Origin of the sequence: Pseudomonas sp. WS 5071, assembly GCF_012985765.1 — a bacterium.
Taxonomy (GTDB): domain Bacteria; phylum Pseudomonadota; class Gammaproteobacteria; order Pseudomonadales; family Pseudomonadaceae; genus Aquipseudomonas; species Aquipseudomonas lundensis_A.
On the sequence record NZ_JAAQWY010000007.1, the window covers coordinates 55,745 to 73,393 of the forward strand.

Annotated in this window: 19 protein-coding genes and 1 pseudogene; 12 read left to right on the top strand and 8 right to left on the bottom strand. The window is 55.9% G+C overall.

Annotation, left to right across the window (positions count from 1 at the left end):
* Nucleotides 1-5: 5 nt before the first annotated feature.
* Nucleotides 6-1,556 (top strand): phospholipase D family protein, encoded by a 1,551-nt coding sequence (locus HBN61_RS06190; RefSeq protein WP_178088393.1) that lies wholly within the window; start codon nt 6-8, stop codon nt 1,554-1,556.
* Here the strand turns inward: HBN61_RS06190 and HBN61_RS06195 are convergent.
* Nucleotides 1,553-2,698, bottom strand: a complete 1,146-nt coding sequence (locus HBN61_RS06195) for an MFS transporter (RefSeq protein WP_170046357.1) — start codon at nt 2,696-2,698, stop codon at nt 1,553-1,555. The genes HBN61_RS06190 and HBN61_RS06195 overlap by 4 nt on opposite strands.
* Nucleotides 2,699-2,842: 144 nt before the next feature.
* Nucleotides 2,843-4,336 (bottom strand): aldehyde dehydrogenase, encoded by a 1,494-nt coding sequence (locus HBN61_RS06200; RefSeq protein WP_170046358.1) that lies wholly within the window; start codon nt 4,334-4,336, stop codon nt 2,843-2,845.
* 238 nt (nt 4,337-4,574) lie between these two features.
* On the opposite strand from HBN61_RS06200, the gene HBN61_RS06205 reads away from it, so the two are divergent.
* From HBN61_RS06205 to HBN61_RS06220, 4 genes are all read left to right on the top strand, one after another.
* The gene (locus tag HBN61_RS06205) at nt 4,575-4,937 is read left to right on the top strand and encodes a cupin domain-containing protein (protein ID WP_094991822.1); all 363 of its coding nucleotides are present in this window, start codon (nt 4,575-4,577) and stop codon (nt 4,935-4,937) included.
* Between the two features lie 214 nt (nt 4,938-5,151).
* The gene (locus HBN61_RS06210) at nt 5,152-5,448 is read left to right on the top strand and encodes a hypothetical protein (protein ID WP_094991821.1); all 297 of its coding nucleotides are present in this window, start codon (nt 5,152-5,154) and stop codon (nt 5,446-5,448) included.
* Nucleotides 5,449-5,509: 61 nt separating this feature from the next.
* Nucleotides 5,510-5,809: an I78 family peptidase inhibitor gene (locus HBN61_RS06215; protein WP_094991820.1), complete on the top strand. Its 300-nt coding sequence runs from the start codon at nt 5,510-5,512 to the stop codon at nt 5,807-5,809.
* 9 nt (nt 5,810-5,818) lie between these two features.
* Nucleotides 5,819-6,430 carry a hypothetical protein gene (locus tag HBN61_RS06220; RefSeq protein WP_170046359.1) on the top strand — a complete coding sequence of 204 codons (612 nt, stop codon included), beginning with the start codon at nt 5,819-5,821 and terminating at the stop codon, nt 6,428-6,430.
* A gap of 131 nt (nt 6,431-6,561) precedes the next feature.
* On the opposite strand, the gene rpmG is transcribed toward HBN61_RS06220, so the two are convergent.
* Nucleotides 6,562-6,717, bottom strand: coding sequence for a 50S ribosomal protein L33 (gene rpmG / locus HBN61_RS06225; RefSeq protein ID WP_003437824.1), 156 nt, complete (start codon nt 6,715-6,717; stop codon nt 6,562-6,564).
* Between the two features lie 11 nt (nt 6,718-6,728).
* Nucleotides 6,729-6,962, bottom strand: a complete 234-nt coding sequence (gene rpmB / locus HBN61_RS06230) for a 50S ribosomal protein L28 (protein ID WP_019410280.1) — start codon at nt 6,960-6,962, stop codon at nt 6,729-6,731.
* A 513-nt stretch (nt 6,963-7,475) separates the two neighbouring features.
* Here rpmB and HBN61_RS06235 point away from each other — a divergent pair.
* Entirely contained in the window at nt 7,476-9,062 is a 1,587-nt protein-coding gene (locus HBN61_RS06235; RefSeq protein ID WP_094991818.1) for an ABC transporter substrate-binding protein, read from the top strand.
* Nucleotides 9,063-9,065: 3 nt separating this feature from the next.
* Here HBN61_RS06235 and radC read toward each other — a convergent pair whose 3' ends face one another.
* Nucleotides 9,066-9,740 (bottom strand): RadC family protein, encoded by a 675-nt coding sequence (radC, locus tag HBN61_RS06240; protein ID WP_094991817.1) that lies wholly within the window; start codon nt 9,738-9,740, stop codon nt 9,066-9,068.
* 123 nt (nt 9,741-9,863) lie between these two features.
* On the opposite strand from radC, the gene coaBC reads away from it, so the two are divergent.
* From coaBC to argB, 4 genes and pseudogenes are all read left to right on the top strand, one after another.
* Entirely contained in the window at nt 9,864-11,072 is a 1,209-nt protein-coding gene (gene coaBC / locus HBN61_RS06245) for a bifunctional phosphopantothenoylcysteine decarboxylase/phosphopantothenate--cysteine ligase CoaBC (protein ID WP_170046360.1), read from the top strand.
* Between the two features lie 5 nt (nt 11,073-11,077).
* Nucleotides 11,078-11,533 carry a dUTP diphosphatase gene (gene dut, locus HBN61_RS06250; protein WP_047278770.1) on the top strand — a complete coding sequence of 152 codons (456 nt, stop codon included), beginning with the start codon at nt 11,078-11,080 and terminating at the stop codon, nt 11,531-11,533.
* A gap of 316 nt (nt 11,534-11,849) precedes the next feature.
* Nucleotides 11,850-13,235 (top strand): annotated as a pseudogene (locus HBN61_RS06255) (phosphomannomutase/phosphoglucomutase); the annotation flags it as partial.
* Between the two features lie 25 nt (nt 13,236-13,260).
* Nucleotides 13,261-14,166 carry an acetylglutamate kinase gene (argB, locus tag HBN61_RS06260; protein ID WP_047278764.1) on the top strand — a complete coding sequence of 302 codons (906 nt, stop codon included), beginning with the start codon at nt 13,261-13,263 and terminating at the stop codon, nt 14,164-14,166.
* Between the two features lie 66 nt (nt 14,167-14,232).
* Here the strand turns inward: argB and pyrE are convergent, their stop codons facing one another.
* Entirely contained in the window at nt 14,233-14,874 is a 642-nt protein-coding gene (gene pyrE / locus HBN61_RS06265; RefSeq protein ID WP_094991813.1) for an orotate phosphoribosyltransferase, read from the bottom strand.
* A gap of 83 nt (nt 14,875-14,957) precedes the next feature.
* On the opposite strand from pyrE, the gene crc reads away from it, so the two are divergent.
* Nucleotides 14,958-15,737, top strand: a complete 780-nt coding sequence (crc, locus tag HBN61_RS06270; protein ID WP_094991812.1) for a catabolite repression control protein Crc — start codon at nt 14,958-14,960, stop codon at nt 15,735-15,737.
* 229 nt (nt 15,738-15,966) lie between these two features.
* Nucleotides 15,967-16,170: a hypothetical protein gene (locus HBN61_RS06275; RefSeq protein ID WP_094991811.1), complete on the top strand. Its 204-nt coding sequence runs from the start codon at nt 15,967-15,969 to the stop codon at nt 16,168-16,170.
* 102 nt (nt 16,171-16,272) lie between these two features.
* Here the strand turns inward: HBN61_RS06275 and HBN61_RS06280 are convergent, their stop codons facing one another.
* Complete coding sequence (locus tag HBN61_RS06280; RefSeq protein WP_094991810.1) at nt 16,273-16,647, bottom strand: DUF4870 domain-containing protein; 375 nt, start codon at nt 16,645-16,647, stop codon at nt 16,273-16,275.
* Between the two features lie 35 nt (nt 16,648-16,682).
* Nucleotides 16,683-17,405, bottom strand: coding sequence for a ribonuclease PH (rph, locus tag HBN61_RS06285; RefSeq protein ID WP_094991809.1), 723 nt, complete (start codon nt 17,403-17,405; stop codon nt 16,683-16,685).
* Nucleotides 17,406-17,649: the final 244 nt, after the last annotated feature.

Below are 17,649 nucleotides of genomic sequence, written 5' to 3' on the forward strand. Positions count from 1 at the left end.
GCCCGTTGAAATCACTGTGCGCAGTTTTGCTGAGCGTCTTGCTGGGAGGCTGCGCCACGTTGGACGTGCACCGCGCGCCGAGTCAGGCCATCCCTGCAGCAGAGTCGTCCTTCGGGCGTTCCATTGAGCAACAGGCCGCGCCCTATCAGGGGCGCTCGGGTTTTCGCCTGCTGCCCAACAGCGGCGAAGCGTTTCGCGCGCGCGCCGAGTTAATTCGCAATGCGCAAACCAGCCTCGACTTGCAGTACTACATCGTGCATGACGGTTTGAGTACGCGGATGCTGGTCGATGAGTTGTTGAAGGCGGCCGATCGCGGCGTGCGCGTGCGACTTCTGCTTGATGACACGGCCAGCGACGGGCTCGACGAATTGCTGGCGACGCTCGCTGCGCATCCCAATGTGCAGATCCGGCTGTTTAATCCTTTGCAACTTGGGCGTAGCACTGGCGTGACGCGAGCCATGGGGCGGCTGTTCAACCTGTCGCGTCAGCACCGTCGCATGCACAACAAGCTGTGGTTGGCCGACAATAGTGTGGCCATTGTGGGCGGACGAAATCTGGGCGATGAGTATTTCGATGCCCAGCCCGACCTGAATTTCACCGATATTGATTTGTTGAGCGTCGGGCCGGTCGCTGAGCAGCTCGGGCACAGTTTCGACCAGTACTGGAACAGCGCGCTGAGCCAGCCCATCGGGGACTTTGTCCCGTCGCGCCTGTCCAGGCGAGAGCTGTCCAAAGCTAGAAAAGCTCTGGAAGCGTCACTCAGCCAGGCGCAACGGCGCAACCCGGCGCTCTATCAGCAACTGGCGTCGTACAAAACCAACCCGCAGCTGGCGGTCTGGCGCAAAGAGCTGATCTGGGCCTGGAACCAGGCCTTGTGGGATGCGCCGAGCAAAGTGCTGGCCAAGGATGAACCCGACCCACACTTATTGTTGACGACGCAATTGGCGCCGGATCTGGCGGGCGTAAACCAGGAGCTGATCCTGATTTCGGCCTATTTTGTGCCGGGAGAAACCGGCCTGGTTTACCTGACCGGTCGTTCCGACGCCGGTGTCGATGTACGTTTATTGACCAACTCGCTGGAAGCCACTGACGTCCCGGCGGTGCATGGCGGTTATGCCCCGTATCGCAAAGCGCTGCTGGAGCATGGGGTCAAGCTCTATGAGTTGCGTCGTCAGCCGGGCAGTACTGGTGGCAGCGGGCCGCATTTGTTCAAGACCAGCCTGAGCACCGATTCGAGCCTGCACAGCAAGGCGATGATTTTCGATCAGCAAAAGTCCTTTATCGGCTCATTCAATTTCGACCCGCGTTCCGGGTTGTGGAACACCGAAGTGGGTGTGTTGGTCGACAGCCCTGAGTTGGCGGCCGAGGCCCGCAAGCTGGCGTTGCAAGGGATGTCGCCAGCGTTGAGTTATCAGCCGGTGCTAGAGAACGGCAACATCGTCTGGCAGACCGAGGACAACGGGCAATTGCACACCTTGAAACGTGAGCCGGGCAACTGGTGGCGTCGGCTCAATGCCTGGTTCAGCAAAAGTGTGGGGCTGGAGAAGATGCTCTAGGCTGCCGACTGTTCGGCGCCAAACGCACCTTGGCGCAACACCAGAATCACCAGCCCGAACGCCCCGGCGGCCATGAATAAAGGCAACGCATGACCACTGACCCATTGGCTGCCCGCCCCTGCCGCCAGTGGGCCGATCAGGCAGCCGATGCCCCACAGTTGAGCGACGTGTGCATTGGCGCGCACCAGCGCATCGTCACGGTAACGTTCGCCGATCAGTATCAGTGACAACGTGAACAACCCCCCGGCGCTGGCGCCGAAAATCACCCACACCGGCCAGATCATCAAGGTATCGATCAGTAACGGCACTGCAAGGCTGGACAGCATCAGCAGCGCGGCGCATGCCGTGAACAATGAGCGGCGCGACACTTTGTCGGCCAAGGCGCCAATGGGCAGTTGCAGCAAGGCATCCCCGACAACCACGGTGCTGACCATTGCCAGCGCAATGTCGGTCGTGAACCCTTGGCGCAGGCAATACACCGGCAGCAGCGTCAGAATCATCGCCTCAAATGCTGCAAACAGCGCGACAGCCCACGCAATGGCAGGCAAACCGCGACAAAATTCGAGTAGATCGGTGAAGGTCACGCTGCAGGATTGCGTCACGGGTGCGCCATCGCGGCCCATCAGCAGCAACGGTGCAAGGGTCAGCAACGCTACGCCGATCCCAAAGCCGTAATCGTTTTCAGACCCCACCACCCCCAAGAGCAGCGGACCGGACAATTGGCTCAAGGCATACGCGCAGCCATACAGGGCGACCAGGCGGCCCCGCCATTGCTCGGTCACCAACTGGTTGATCCAGCTTTCGCCCAGAATGAAGATCATGGTGAGTATGACCCCGATCAACAGCCTCAACACCAGCCACACGGGATAACTGGGCAGCAAGGCCAGTAACCCGATGGACAGTGCGCCGCACCACAGGCACAAGCGCATCAGCCCTGGTGTGCCGAAGCGCGCTGCGAGCTTGCTGGCAATGCTGGCGCCGACCAGTACGCCAATGGCAGGCATGGCTGCCATCACGCCGATGGCAAATCCGCCGTAGCCCCAGTTTTCGAGGCGCAACGACACCAGCGGCATGCTGACACCCAGCGCGAGGCCGACGCTAAGAACCGAAGCCAGCACCGCAAAATATGTCGCCCAACGCATGGGTGTGCTCCTGTGGATCACGTGGTTTCTGGGTGTTCAAGCAACTGTGGGAGCGGGCAAGTCTGCGATGGGTATGCCTTAGGGCATGGTCATCGCGAGACACGCTCGCTCCCACAGGGGTGTTGCGACGGCGAAGGCCGGGTGTTACAGCTTGATCCAGGTGGATTTCAGCTCGGTGTACTTGTCGAACGCGTGCAGCGATTTATCGCGGCCGTTGCCCGACTGTTTGAAGCCACCAAACGGTGCTGTCATGTCGCCGCCGTCGTATTGGTTAACCCAGACACTGCCGGCGCGCAGCGCTTTGGCGGTCAAGTGAGCTTTGGAAATGTCCGCCGTCCAGACCGCTGCCGCCAAGCCGTAAGGCGTGTCGTTGGCTATCTGTATGGCTTCTTCGGCGGTGTCGAAGGTAATGACCGACAACACCGGGCCGAAAATTTCTTCCTGGGCGATTTTCATCGCGTTGCTCACGCCGTCGAAGATGGTTGGCTCGACATAAGTCCCGCCCGTCTCCTGAAGGATCTGGTTGCCCCCGGCGACCAGTTTGGCGCCTTCGGTGTGACCCGATTTGATGTACGACAACACCGTGTTCATCTGTTGTGTGTCGACCAGTGCGCCGACGGTGGTGGCCGGGTCCAGCGGGTTGCCCGGTTTCCAGCTTTTGAGGGCTTCGATCACCAGCGGCAGGAAGGTGTCCTTGATCGAGCGCTCGACCAACAGGCGCGAGCCCGCTGTGCAGACTTCGCCCTGGTTAAAGGCGATGGCGCTGGCCGCCGACTCGGCCGCCGCTTGCAGATCAGGTGCGTCGGCGAACACGATGTTCGGGCTTTTACCGCCTGCTTCGAGCCAGACGCGCTTCATGTTGGACTCGCCAGCGTACACCATCAGTTGCTTGGCAATTTTGGTGGAACCCGTGAACACCAGGGTGTCGACGTCCATGTGCAGTGCCAGCGCCTTGCCAACAGTGTGGCCGTAACCCGGCAAGACGTTGAATACGCCAGCCGGAATGCCTGCTTCGACGGCCAGTGCTGCGATGCGGATAGCGGTCAGCGGCGATTTTTCAGAGGGCTTGAGGATGACGGAGTTGCCCGTGGACAACGCAGGCCCGAGTTTCCAGCAGGCCATCATCAGGGGGAAGTTCCACGGCACGATGGCGGCGACAACACCGACCGGTTCGCGTGTCACCAGGCCCAGTTGGTTATGCGGGGTAGCGGCCACTTCGTCGTAAATCTTGTCGATGGCTTCGCCGCTCCAGCTCAGCGCGTTGGCGGCGCCGGGGACGTCAATACCCAGAGAGTCACTGATTGGCTTGCCCATATCGAGGGTTTCAAGCAGGGCCAGCTCTTCAGCGTTTTGCTTGAGCAGGCCCGCGAAACGGATCATGGTGGCTTTGCGCTTGGCCGGTGCCATGCGCGACCACACGCCCGAGTTGAAGGTGTTGCGCGCGTTTTCAACGGCGCGTTGAGCATCCGCGGCATCGCAGCTGGCAACCTTGCCCAGCAAACGGCCATCGACCGGGCTGAGGCACTCGAACGTTTCATTGGAGGCCGCGGCGGTGTATTCACCGTTGATGTAGGCGCGACCTTCGATTTTCAGCTGCTGGGCCCGTTGTTCCCAATCAGCACGCGTCAGGGTGGTCATTCGAGTGTCCTCCTCTTATTGATATACATGCACCACGGTTTTTCACGTGGCACGTCAGGAATGCTGTCCAATCCACCAATGTGTTCGGCACAAGACATGCGCCACCCTAAACCAGTGGCTGTGAGACTTTCAATATATTTGACACGCGTGTCGTAAACGGCATGGCTTGTTCGTTTTAATAAACATAGACTTTGGCCTTTATGGCCACACACACCGCAATTTCGGGGGGACAAGACCAATGAGCATCGAAACGATCGTCGATTTCAATACCGCCAACACCGAGGCCGTACGCTTTCGGCCAGCACCGGAGAAGGTGCTCAAAGGCGACCCGGAGCAAGTGATCCATAACCATTACGACAGCCCATGCGGGCAAATGAACGCCGGTGTGTGGGAAGGGGACGTGGGCCAGTGGAAGGTTAAATACACTGAGCATGAATACTGTGAAATTTTGCAGGGCGTTTCAGTTTTACGTGACGGGGAAGGTAATGCCAAAACCCTGAGAGCAGGCGACCGCTTTGTCATCCCGGCCGGTTTTCAGGGGACGTGGGAAGTGCTTGAGGCGTGTAGGAAAGTGTACGTTGTGTTCGAGAGCAAGCGCTGAATAGCACGAACTAGAGCGTTGCACAAAGCCCTGCCATTGATAATGGCAGGACTTTTTTGTGTTGCATTGAATGTGTAGGCGGTACAAGTTCAGTTACAGCTGAATGCCTGCCCTATTGAAAAATAGATCCAGACTTTGATGTATGCAGAGACCGATTATATACACCTGCATAAGGGCTGAATTCGCCCGTCACTTATCTAAATAGGGAAATAACATGACTACTTTAAGCGTTACAAAAAACACTGCACTGGCTGCCATTATTGCGTCGGTATTTGCGTCGGCACCGGCCATGGCAACGGAAGGTGGAAAGTGCAGGACTGATATTGCATACAATACCGTTATGCCCTTTGATGCCTCGCCTGTAATTTTCGAAGTATTGCGCAACATCTTTGAAGCGAAGGAAATTCGCGTCGAGCGCGAGGGCGTAGCCTATACCACAGAGTTCAATGAGAATCGCCTGAGAATCGGTGTAGGCGCGGATAATAAAGTGAGTTACTTCCGCTGCGGGTAATGGGCGTTGGTAAACGTTTAACAGGGTTGAAAGTTTGCGTTGAATTTTGCAAGGAAGTGAAATGAACACATTATTTAATATGAAAAAAACAGCCATTGCGTGTTTGCTCGTCTTGGGTGCTGGAAGCGTTCAGGCAGCGGCTTCTGAGAGTGAGCCAGGAAAATGCAGCCTGGACTTCGCCCTGCCCAAGATCCTGCATGCGGCAACCCCCGAGTTTGTAGAAATCATGCGCCAGCGTTCCGGCGCGACGGTTGTTCGTGTTGAAAGGCCCGGCGAAGGTTACACGAAGGAGTACAACGCTGATCGACTGCGCATCATCGTCAACCAAAACAACATTATTCAAGGTTATATGTGTGGTTGAGGGTGGCCTATGAAAAGCGCTCTGAAGTTGGAAAAAAGCTTTTGTGCAGATATTTACTGGAAAGGTAAAGATCAGACGCTGTATAAAGTCGCTGCCACCATGAACAATGAGACCGTTTTTAAAAATAACGACGGCTGGTTGTTTGCGGGTAAAGATAACTATACAAAGCGCTTAAGTAATGGCATGGTCTGGGACCGTTACTTGGTGGAGTTAAGTTTTTGGTTTGGTTGTTATGTCTTTGAGGATGGCCGGCACCTTTACCGTATCGCGGCTTTTACACGCCACCTCGAACAACCTGACGCACGTAATCACCGTTTCAATGGGCACCATGTCGATATTAGTAAAAACAGCTTTTTGGGGTTGTACGACGTCCATCCCGACTATATTCACGCTGATAGGTATTTAAATAAGTTGTTGTTTCAACTGGATAACATGGGCACGGATGTTTTGCGCATTGGCCAAGTTGTTGAACATGTGCAGTTGACCAGCCCTAACGGGCGCCAGGTTAACGTGGTGGACGACGAGGGTTACCCTTTACTGAATGAAAGCGGGGCGGGGACAGCGGGTTCGTTCACATTAAAAGTGCTTGAAGTGGGACAGAAATTTCCGTTTTCGGGATGAAATTTTTTACATCAAGTTCTGTTGGGTGCTGACTGCGGCATCATTCGCCTGCTGAGGTTTGCTGTGGCGTAAGCAACAAAAAAGGCCCGTATCGTGAGATGCGGGCCTTTTTCGTAAAGAAGAAAAATCAATTACTTGATTTTGGCTTCTTTGTAGATCACGTGCTTGCGAACCCGCGGATCGAATTTTTTGATTTCGATTTTGTCCGGAGTGGTGCGCTTGTTCTTATCAGTGGTGTAGAAATGGCCTGTACCAGCGCTCGACACCAAACGGATCAATTCACGCATGATTAGCTCCTTTAGATCTTGCCAGCACGGCGGATTTCGGCCAGCACGACAGTAATGCCACGCTTGTCGATGATACGCATGCCTTTGGCAGATACGCGCAGACGCACGAAACGTTTCTCTTCTTCAACCCAGAAGCGGTGATGCTGCAGGTTCGGCAGGAAACGACGACGGGTTTTGTTATTTGCGTGGGAAATGTTATTCCCAGTCACCGGACCCTTACCGGTAACTTGACAGACTCTCGACATGCCTCAGCCCTCTAAAACCACATGCCCAACCCGGCATGGGTTGGCCGCTTAATCTCTCAGTCATTTGGCGCTAGGCGCCGCGTTTCTTTAAGGGTCTTACCGGTTACGCCTACAAACGAAGGAACCGGGCCCCTAGAAAAGAGCGCTGCTTTATACCAGAAAGACTATTGAGCAACAACATGCAGTGTGATTTGCATTGATTGATAAAGGCGGCATTCTATCGACAATCCGCGCTAAAGCCTATGCCCTGTGGGCCCTTACCGCTCGTCGCTGGATGAAAGGTTTCAGGTCAGGATCGCAGCTGTTTGCGTTCAAGCGGCGTGTCGAGCTGCAGCACAATCTCCATGGCAAGTACTTAAAACACAGTGATTGGCCATTTCCCCTGCATCAATGAACCGTCACATGGGAACGAGTCGCGCTAAAAAGTAGTCATTTTCTCTATAGATCACTAGGGTAGGTCTTTTCCAGACTGCACCTGCAGATGGGCCAACGACTTGCCAAGGAAATCCCGCCATGCGCCTCGCTGCTGCCCCCTTATTGTTAACGTTTTGTCTGACGCCGCTGGCGCACGCCGCCACGTTGAGCGTGTGCACTGAGGCCAGCCCGGAAGGGTTCGATGTCGTGCAATACAACTCGCTCAGCACCACCAATGCCTCCGCGGACGTGCTGATGAACCGTCTGGTGGATTTTGACGCGCAGGCCGGGAAGTTAGTGCCCAGCCTTGCGCAAAGCTGGTCAGTGTCCGCTGACGGCCTTGTGTACGACTTTAAATTGCGCCCGGGCGTCAAGTTTCACAAAACCCCCTACTTCACCCCTTCGCGCGACTTGAATGCCGAGGATGTGCGTTTCAGTTTTGAGCGCATGCTTGATCCGGCCAACCCTTGGCACAAGGTTGCGCAAAGCGGCTTCCCTCACGCGCAGTCTTTGCAACTGCCTACACTGATTAAAAGCATCGAGACGCCGGACACGCAAACGGTTCGCTTCACCCTCTCCCATCCGGACTCAACCTTCCTGCCTGCCTTGAGCATGGGCTTTGCTTCCATCTATTCGGCCGAATATGCCGACAAACTGCTCAAGGCCGGCACGCCTGAACGGATGAACAGTCAGCCGATCGGCACCGGACCCTTTGTGTTCTCGCGCTTCCAAAAGGATGCCGTGGTTCGCTATAAGGCCAATCCTGATTATTTCTCTGGCAAGCCGAAGGTTGACGGGCTGATCTTCGCCATTACGCCAGATGCCAACGTCAGGTTGCAGAAGCTGCGGCGCAATGAGTGCCAGATCGCGCTCTCGCCCAAACCGCTGGATGTTGAAGCCGCAGCCAAAGATCCCTCGTTGAAAGTTGCGCAAACACCTGCATTCATGACGGCTTTCGTGGCGATTAACAGCCAGCATCCTCCGCTGGATAAACCCGAAGTGCGGCAGGCGATCAATCTGGCTTTTGACAGGGACACTTACTTGAACGCGGTGTTTGAAAACAGCGGGCAAGCGGCCAAGGGTGTTTACCCGGCAACCACCTGGAGCTACGCCAAGGATTTGCCGGAGTATCCCCACGACCCGCAAAAAGCTAAGGCGTTATTAGCCAAGGCCGGGCTCAAGGACGGCTTCAGTACAACGATCTGGACACGTCCGACAGGTAGCGTGTTGAACCCCAATCCAAGCCTGGGAGCGCAGTTGTTGCAAGCGGATCTGGCGAAGGTCGGGATTAAGGCTGATATTCGGGTGATCGAATGGGGCGAGCTGATTCGCCGCGCGAAAGCAGGCGAGCACGATTTGCTGTTCATGGGCTGGGCGGGTGACAACGGTGACCCGGACAATTTCCTGACGCCCCAGTTTTCCTGCGCTGCTGTGCAGTCCGGAACCAACTTTGCGCGCTACTGCGACAAGACGCTGGACAGTTTGATCAGTGAGGGCAAACGCCTGAGCGATCAGGACAAGCGCAGTGCGCTGTATCAGAAGGCTCAAGCGCAGATTCAGCAGCAAGCTTTGTGGCTGCCGCTGGCACATCCAACGGCCTACGCACTTACGCGTAAAGACGTACAGGGTTATGAGGTAAGTCCATTTGGCCGTCAGGATTTTTCGACAGTGAGCCTAAAGCCTTAGGCCTCACATCCAGCCATATTCGACCATGGACAGCGGCTCGCCTTCGCCGACAATGAAATGGTCAAGCACGCGCACTTCAATCAGGTCCAGCGCCTCTGTCAGGCGCTGGGTCAGCGTTCGGTCGGCTTCGCTGGGCTCGGGCACCCCTGAAGGGTGGTTGTGACAAAAAATCACGGCTGCAGCGTTATGCGCCAGTGCGCGCTTCACGACTTGCCGCGGGTACACGCTGGCGCTGTCGATTGAGCCTCTGAACAATACTTCAAACGCCAACATACGGTGTTTGGAGTCCATAAACAGGCAGCCGAACACTTCGTGGTGCTCGTGACGCAACAGCGATTTCAAGTAATCGCGCACGGCTTGCGGGCTCTCCAGCGCGGAGTCACGGCGCAAGCGTTCGGCCAAATGGCGACGGCCCATTTCCAGCACCGCCTGCAGTTGGCTGAACTTGGCGGGGCCTAGCCCAAGTTGACGGCAGAACGACCCCAGGTCAGCTTCCAGCAATGCTCGCAGGCTGCCGAATTCAGCCAACAAGTGACGTGCAAGATCCACCGCACTTTTGCCCGAAACGCCCGTGCGCAGGAAAATGGCAAGTAATTCGGCATCTGAAAGGCTAGCTGATCCCTGTTCTAAAAGTTTCTCCCGCGGACGCTCTGCTGCGGGCCAATCTCTAATGCTCATAACACCTCCATGTCAGTGGGCGCCGCTGTTCCATAGCAGGCGCTGTGTTATCTTAGCCCATCATTTTTGCGTGGCATTTGGCCATTTTCCGCGCAGTCATCATCGAACTAAAAAGGCAGGCCTATGCAGCGGCTGTATCGAAAACGCATTGTTTTGGGCGTCGGCGGCGGCATTGCTGCTTACAAAAGTGCAGAGCTGGTTCGCCGTCTGCTGGATCAGGGTGCTGAAGTACGGGTAGTGATGACCCGTGGTGGCAGTGAGTTCATCACCCCGCTGACCATGCAAGCCTTGTCCGGCCATCCGGTTCATCTGGATCTGCTCGATCCGGCAGCCGAGGCAGCCATGGGGCATATCGAGCTGGCCAAATGGGCGGATCTGGTGCTGATTGCGCCCGCCACAGCTGACCTGATTGCCCGTTTGGCCCAAGGTATCGCCAACGACTTGCTGACCACCTTGGTGCTCGCCACAGACGCAACGGTCGCCATCGCCCCCGCGATGAACCAGGCCATGTGGCGTGACCCGGCGACCCAGGCCAATACTCAGCTGCTGCAAACCCGTGGCCTAAAAGTGTTTGGGCCGGCTTCCGGCAGTCAGGCCTGTGGCGATGTGGGTTTTGGTCGCATGCTTGAGGCGGATGATTTGGTGAGCTGCGCCGCCGAATGCTTCCAGCGTCAGATTTTGACAGGCAAGCACGTGTTGATTACTGCCGGGCCGACCCAGGAAAACATCGATCCGGTGCGTTACATCACAAACCACAGCTCCGGGAAAATGGGCTTTGCCCTGGCCGAAGCGGCTGTGGAAGCCGGTGCCCGTGTGACATTGATTACAGGTCCCGTGCATTTGCCGACGCCGGATCGGGTCCACCGGATCGACGTGGTCAGTGCGCGTGACATGCTGGTCGCCTGCGAAGCCGCGATGCCTTGCGACATCTTTATTGCCTCGGCTGCGGTTGCGGATTACCGCCCGGAAGTGATTGCTCCGCAAAAACTCAAGAAAGACCCTACAAGTGGGGACGGCCTGTTGCTGCAAATGGTGCGTAACCCGGACATTCTCGCCACTATTGCCTCGCGCCCTGATCGTCCTTTTAGTGTCGGTTTTGCTGCCGAAACCGAACATTTGCTTGATTACGCCGCGCGCAAGCTGAAAGACAAAAACCTCGACCTGATTGTGGCCAACGATGTGGCTAACCCCAGCATTGGCTTCAATAGCGAGGAAAATGCGTGCAGCGTAATTGATCGCCAACTGCATGCCACCGTGTTTGCTCAGACCAGCAAGGGCAAGATCGCCCGTCAACTGGTCACTTTTATCGCCGAACGTCTGAACCAGGTTTAACTCGTATGCACGCTTTACAAGCCAAAATTCTCGATCCACGCATTGGCAACGAATTTCCGTTGCCGCAGTACGCCACTCCGGGCTCAGCCGGTCTCGACCTGCGCGCCATGCTCAAAGAAGACACCGTGCTTGAGCCCGGTCAAACCCTGTTGATCCCGACCGGTCTGTCGGTGTATATCGGCGATCCGGGCCTGGCCGCACTGATCTTGCCGCGTTCTGGCCTGGGCCATAAGCACGGGATTGTGTTGGGCAATCTGGTGGGATTGATCGACTCGGACTATCAGGGTGAGCTGATGGTTTCGTGCTGGAACCGTGGTCAAACCGCGTTCAACATCGCGGTCGGTGAGCGCATCGCTCAACTGGTGCTGGTGCCCGTGGTGCAAGCGCATTTCGAGTTGGTTGAAACCTTTGACGAAAGTCAGCGTGGCGCGGGCGGTTTTGGCCATTCAGGCAGCCTCTGACTATGCTGCATCGGGTCGGGCGCCCTGCCCGACCTTGATTAATCGCGTGGTAGTTCAGGATGAAATTCGCGCTCGTTTACTCCCCGTATTCCTTGCCTGATCGGATGGCGGCCCTTTGCCACAAGGGCGGTGATGCCAATTGGCCTCACGAACTCTCCCGTGAAAATGTCGTCCAAACCTGCAGTTTGCATTCGACCGCGTATGGTGCTCTGACGTTTATACGTCCTGCCACCGGGTCGGCATTTGTGTGCCTGAGTACTTCGGTGCATGCCCAAAATTCGATGAAAGTGGAGTATCCCTTCTAATGATCAGCCCAACTTCGGTCGCCCCTGCATTCCCTGACAGCATTTTTCGTGCTTACGACATACGTGGCGTAGTTCCGGAGACGTTGACCGCTGAAACGGCCTACTGGATAGGTCGCGCAATTGGCGCTGAAAGCCTGGCCAAAGGTGAGCCCAATGTGTCGGTCGGCCGGGATGGTCGTCTTTCTGGCCCAGCGTTGGTCGAGCGTTTGATTCAAGGGGTGGCTGACAGTGGCTGCCATGTCAGTGACGTGGGGCTGGTGCCGACGCCTGCGCTGTATTACGCAGCCAACGTGTTGGCTGGCAAGTCCGGTGTGATGCTTACGGGGAGTCATAACCCGTCGAACTACAACGGGTTCAAAATCGTGATTGCTGGCGACACGCTTGCCAATGAGCAAATTCAGGCATTGCATACGCGTCTCAAGACCAACGACCTGACATGGGGCGAAGGCAGCATCGCGAAAGTAGAGATTCTGAAACAGTACAGTGAGCAAATTACCCGTGACATCAAGCTGACAAAGCGTCTGAAAGTGGTCGTCGATTGCGGTAACGGCGCGGCGGGTGTGATTGCGCCACAATTGATCGAAGCCCTGAAGTGCGAAGTCATCCCATTGTTCTGTGAAGTGGATGGGCATTTCCCAAACCATCACCCGGACCCTGGCAAGCCGGAAAACCTGGTGGATTTGATCGCGAAGGTCAAGGAGGTCGGCGCGGATCTGGGCCTGGCATTTGATGGTGATGGCGACCGAGTCGGCGTGGTGACCAATACCGGAACCATGGTTTTTCCGGATCGCCTCTTGATGCTGTTTGCGCAAGATGTGCTGGGGCGTAACCCGGCGGCAGAGATCATTTTTGATGTCAAATGCACGCGCCGCCTGATTCCCCTGATCAAAGAATATGGCGGTCGTCCATTGATGTGGAAAACCGGTCATTCGTTAATCAAAAAGAAAATGAAGGAGACGGGTGCGTTGCTCGCGGGCGAAATGAGCGGGCACATCTTTTTCAAAGAGCGCTGGTACGGTTTTGATGACGGCATTTACAGCGCTGCGCGCCTGCTGGAGATCCTCAGCAACCGCAAAGAAACCGCTGAATCGGTATTTGCGGCATTCCCGAACGATATTTCTACGCCTGAAATCAATATCGATGTGACGGATGAGAGCAAATTCAGCATCATTAGCGCCCTGCACGATGCCCAATGGGGTGAGGCCGCTGAGCTGACCACCATTGATGGTGTGCGGGTCGACTACCCGCATGGCTGGGGCCTGGTTCGCGCATCCAACACCACGCCGGTGCTGGTGCTGCGATTTGAGGCGGATACCGAAGCCGAACTGCAACGTATCAAGGATGTTTTCCACGCCCAACTCAAGCGTGTGGCACCTGATCTCCAACTACCGTTTTGATCGACTTGTCCTACCGGAGCCCTGAATGACCCTCGAACGTGATGCCGCCTCCAACGTCGCCAAGGTTTTGTCCGAAGCGTTGCCCTACATTCGCCGCTATGTCGGCAAGACGCTGGTGATCAAATACGGCGGCAACGCAATGGAGAACGACGATCTGAAAACCGGGTTTGCCCGTGACATCGTGTTGATGAAGGCGGTGGGCATTAACCCGGTCGTCGTTCACGGCGGCGGTCCGCAAATCGGGGATTTACTCAAGCGACTGTCCATCGAGAGCCACTTTATCGATGGTATGCGCGTGACCGACGCGCAAACCATGGATGTGGTTGAAATGGTGCTGGGTGGCCAGGTCAACAAGGACATCGTGAACTTGATCAACCGCCACGGCGGCAGCGCGATTGGCTTGACCGGTAAAGACGCGGAGCTGATTCGCGCGAAAAAGCTGACAGTGACCCGTCAGACACCGGAAATGACTTCGCCTGAAATCATCGACATTGGTCACGTGGGTGAGGTGGTCGGGATCAACACTGACTTGCTGCACATGCTGACCAATGGTGATTTTATCCCGGTGATCGCGCCGATTGGTGTGGGTGCCAATGGCGAGTCTTACAACATCAATGCGGATTTGGTTGCCGGTAAAGTGGCGGAGGCGTTGAAGGCTGAAAAACTGATGTTGCTGACCAACATTGCGGGTTTGATGGACAAGCAGGGCAACGTGCTGACCGGTTTGACCACCTCTCAGGTGGATGACCTGATCGCTGACGGCACGATCTATGGCGGCATGCTGCCGAAGATTCGTTGCGCACTGGAAGCGGTACAAGGCGGAGTGACCACGGCGCACATCGTTGATGGTCGTGTGCCGAATGCTGTTTTGCTGGAAATCTTCACCGACACGGGTGTCGGTACGCTGATTACCAACAGCAAGACTGTTTAAGCCGCACTCAATAAAAAGGCCTCGCCCGGCTATTTCGGGGCGAGGCCTTTTTTATGGGCGGGGGGGTTAGATTCCGTACTGCGCCCGATAGGCTTCAACGGCCGGTAAATGCTGTTTGAGCTCCTCGTCATCGGCCAGGAACTGCAAAACCTGGGTAAGCGAGACGATGCTGACGACAGGAATGCCGAAGTCGCGCTCGACTTCTTGAATGGCGGACAATTCGCCATTTCCGCGTTCCTGGCGGTTAAGGGCGATCAGAACACCAGCAGCCTTGGCATCTTGCGAGCCAATGATTTGCATGACCTCACGGATAGCCGTGCCTGCGGTGATCACGTCGTCGATGATCAGTACGTTGCCTTCCAGCGGGGAGCCCACCAGGCTGCCGCCTTCGCCGTGTGCCTTGGCTTCTTTGCGGTTGAAACACCATGGCACATCGCGGTCATGGTGCTCGGCCAGGGCTACGGCGGTGGTCGCTGCCAAAGGAATACCCTTGTAGGCCGGGCCAAACAGCACGTCGAAAGGAATACCGCTGTCTACGATGGCAGCTGCATAGAAGCGTCCCAGCTGGGCCAGCGCAGAGCCTGTATTAAACAGGCCGGCATTGAAGAAGTAAGGGCTGGTGCGCCCGGACTTCAGGGTGAACTCGCCGAAGCGCAATACGCCGCGATCGATGGCAAAACGGATGAAATCGCGCTGATACGCTTGCATGAAAAAAGCCCCTGAATACCGCGGATTTAGCTAAATAGTAAGACGGCGTGTATCATACACGCACGTGATTTTTGGGGCCATTTATGCGGATCATCAGTGTGAACGTTAATGGTATTCAGGCGGCAGTCGAGCGCGGTTTGCTCAGTTGGCTGCAAGCTCAGAATGCCGACGTTATTTGCCTGCAGGACACCCGCGCCTCCGCCTTTGAATTGGACGATCCGGCCTACCAGCTGGATGGCTACTTTCTTTATGCCTGCGAAGCTGAAGTCCCTGCCCAAGGTGGTGTGGCTTTGTATTCGCGGTTGCAGCCGAAAGCGGTCATTACTGGGCTCGGCTTCGAAACCGCCGATCGCTACGGGCGCTACCTGCAAGCCGATTTCGACAAGGTCAGCATCGCGACCTTGCTGCTTCCCTCGGGGCAGAACGGCGATGAAGACTTGAATCAAAAATTCAAGCTAATGGACGATTTCGCACGCTATCTGGATAAACAGCGTCGCAAACGTCGCGAGTACATCTACTGCGGCTCGCTGTATGTGGCGCAGCAGAAGCTTGACATTAAAAACTGGCGTGACAGCCAGCAGTCTCCCGGTTTTCTGGCACCCGAACGTGCCTGGATGGACGAGATTGTCGGCAACATGGGCTATGTTGATGCCCTGCGTGAAGTCAGTCGTGAAGGCGATCAGTACAGCTGGTGGCCGGATAACGAACAGGCCGAGATGCTTAACCTTGGCTGGCGTTTTGACTACCAGTTGCTGACACCCGGCCTGCGCCGTTTTGTTCGCAGCGCCCGGATGCCGCGTCAGCCGCGCTTCTCACAACACGCGCCCTTGATCGTGGACTACGACTGGACGCTGACTATCTGAGTGTTTTGTTGCAGTCAAAAAATGCTCCTGTCGCAAGACTGGGGCATTTTTTTTGGTTTGAATTCGTGTGTGTCTGCTGTGTCTGGGAGACGTTTCTTCGCAAAACATCAAGCTACATATTTGTGAAGGTTCTGCAAAACACAATAACTATGTACCGCATCTAGAGCGGGTACTCCCAACACAATGGCGTGGTCCAGGAGGACATTTCATACATTCAAAGGATAAAAAAATGAACAATGATGAAGCTCTACAACTTATTAAGCATTTGATTGGCACCCGATACGTGCCCAGCGTTAAAGCCTACATCACAGAACTGACGGGGCGCGAGCGCGTCGTTGGCGTCAATGACGCATCGACCAAAGAGATTGATCCTAATCGAATCCAGATCCGTGGTGATGAAAAGCTGTGCATCGTGGGCTTTAACTTCACGTGATTATTGATCTAAGCGAGACAAGCGCTTAAAGAAAAGCCCGTATCTTTCGATACGGGCTTTTCGGTGGTGGTGAGGTGAATCTAGCTTAAGACGTAAGCTGATTTACTTGATGGGCCGCCACGTGAATGGATAACGGTAAATCACCCCGTCATTGGCTTTCACGCCCGCAATTACAACCAGCACCACTGCGCCGATCAACACAAGCCCAAGCAGCGCGAAACCGATGAGGATAAACATCAGTACGTAGCAAACAGCTGAAGCGATCGCTACCGTGATCTGAAAATTCAGCGCCTCTTTGCCTTGATCGTCGATGAAAGGGTCGCTTTCACGTTTCATCTGCCACAGGATCAGCGGACCGATCAAACTGCCAAATGGAAACCACATCCCGAGGAAGGCCGAGAAGTGGCAAAACATGGCCCATTGCCGAGCTTCGCGGCTCGGGCCTGGCTCGGGTTTTGATAGATCCAGCTCGCTCATGGCGTTCTCCGGGTGATTAAGGGTAGCAAGAGTAATCAGTCAGCCAGTGCAGCTTGTTGCAAGGCGAAGATATCAGTCATGCCTTTTTGGGCCAGTGCCAGCATGGCGTTCAGCTCGTCCGGCTGGAACGGTGCGCCTTCGGCAGTGCCCTGAACTTCAATAAAGCCGCCTGTGCTGGTCATCACAACATTGAGGTCGGTTTCGGCTGCCGAATCTTCAGGGTAGTCGAGGTCTAGCACAGGCTCGCCCTGATACATGCCAACAGAGACTGCAGCGATCATTTGTTTGATTGGGTCGCCGCCCTTCAGGCCGCCACGTTTTTTGATCACTTTCAGCGCGTCGACCAGAGCAACCATGGCGCCAGTAATCGAAGCGGTGCGGGTGCCGCCGTCTGCCTGAATTACATCGCAGTCGACATAAAGAGTGATATCGCCCAGTTTGGACATGTCCAGTGCCGCACGCAGGGAGCGGCCGATCAAACGCTGGATTTCCAGGGTGCGACCGCCTTGTTTGCCGCGGCTGGCTTCACGCTGGTTACGGTCGCCCGTGGCGCGTGGCAGCATGCCGTATTCTGCGGTCAACCAGCCTTGGCCCTGACCTTTAAGGAAGCGGGGAACGCCGTTCTCGACGCTGACGGTACAGATGACTTTGGTGTCACCGAACTCGACCAGTACAGAACCCTCTGCGTGTTTGGTGTAGTTGCGGGTGATGCGGATCGGACGTAGCTGATCGGCAACGCGACCACTTGGACGTTTCATGTGGGATACCTGTACGGGACGGAAAACTGGCGAGCATTATAAAGGCCATACACCGGCAGGGTCACATCTAAAACCTCCCCGCATTTTGTAGGAGGCAACTGTTTAGACTTTCAACGGGCGCGTTTCAGGGCAAATCAGCATTGCGTGCGGCTTTCCAATTCCCGGCTGGCTTATGAGGTCGCGAGTTTTGCGACAGACGTCATTTGGGGGCATACCCCGCACTGCGCTACAATCCGCCGCCTTA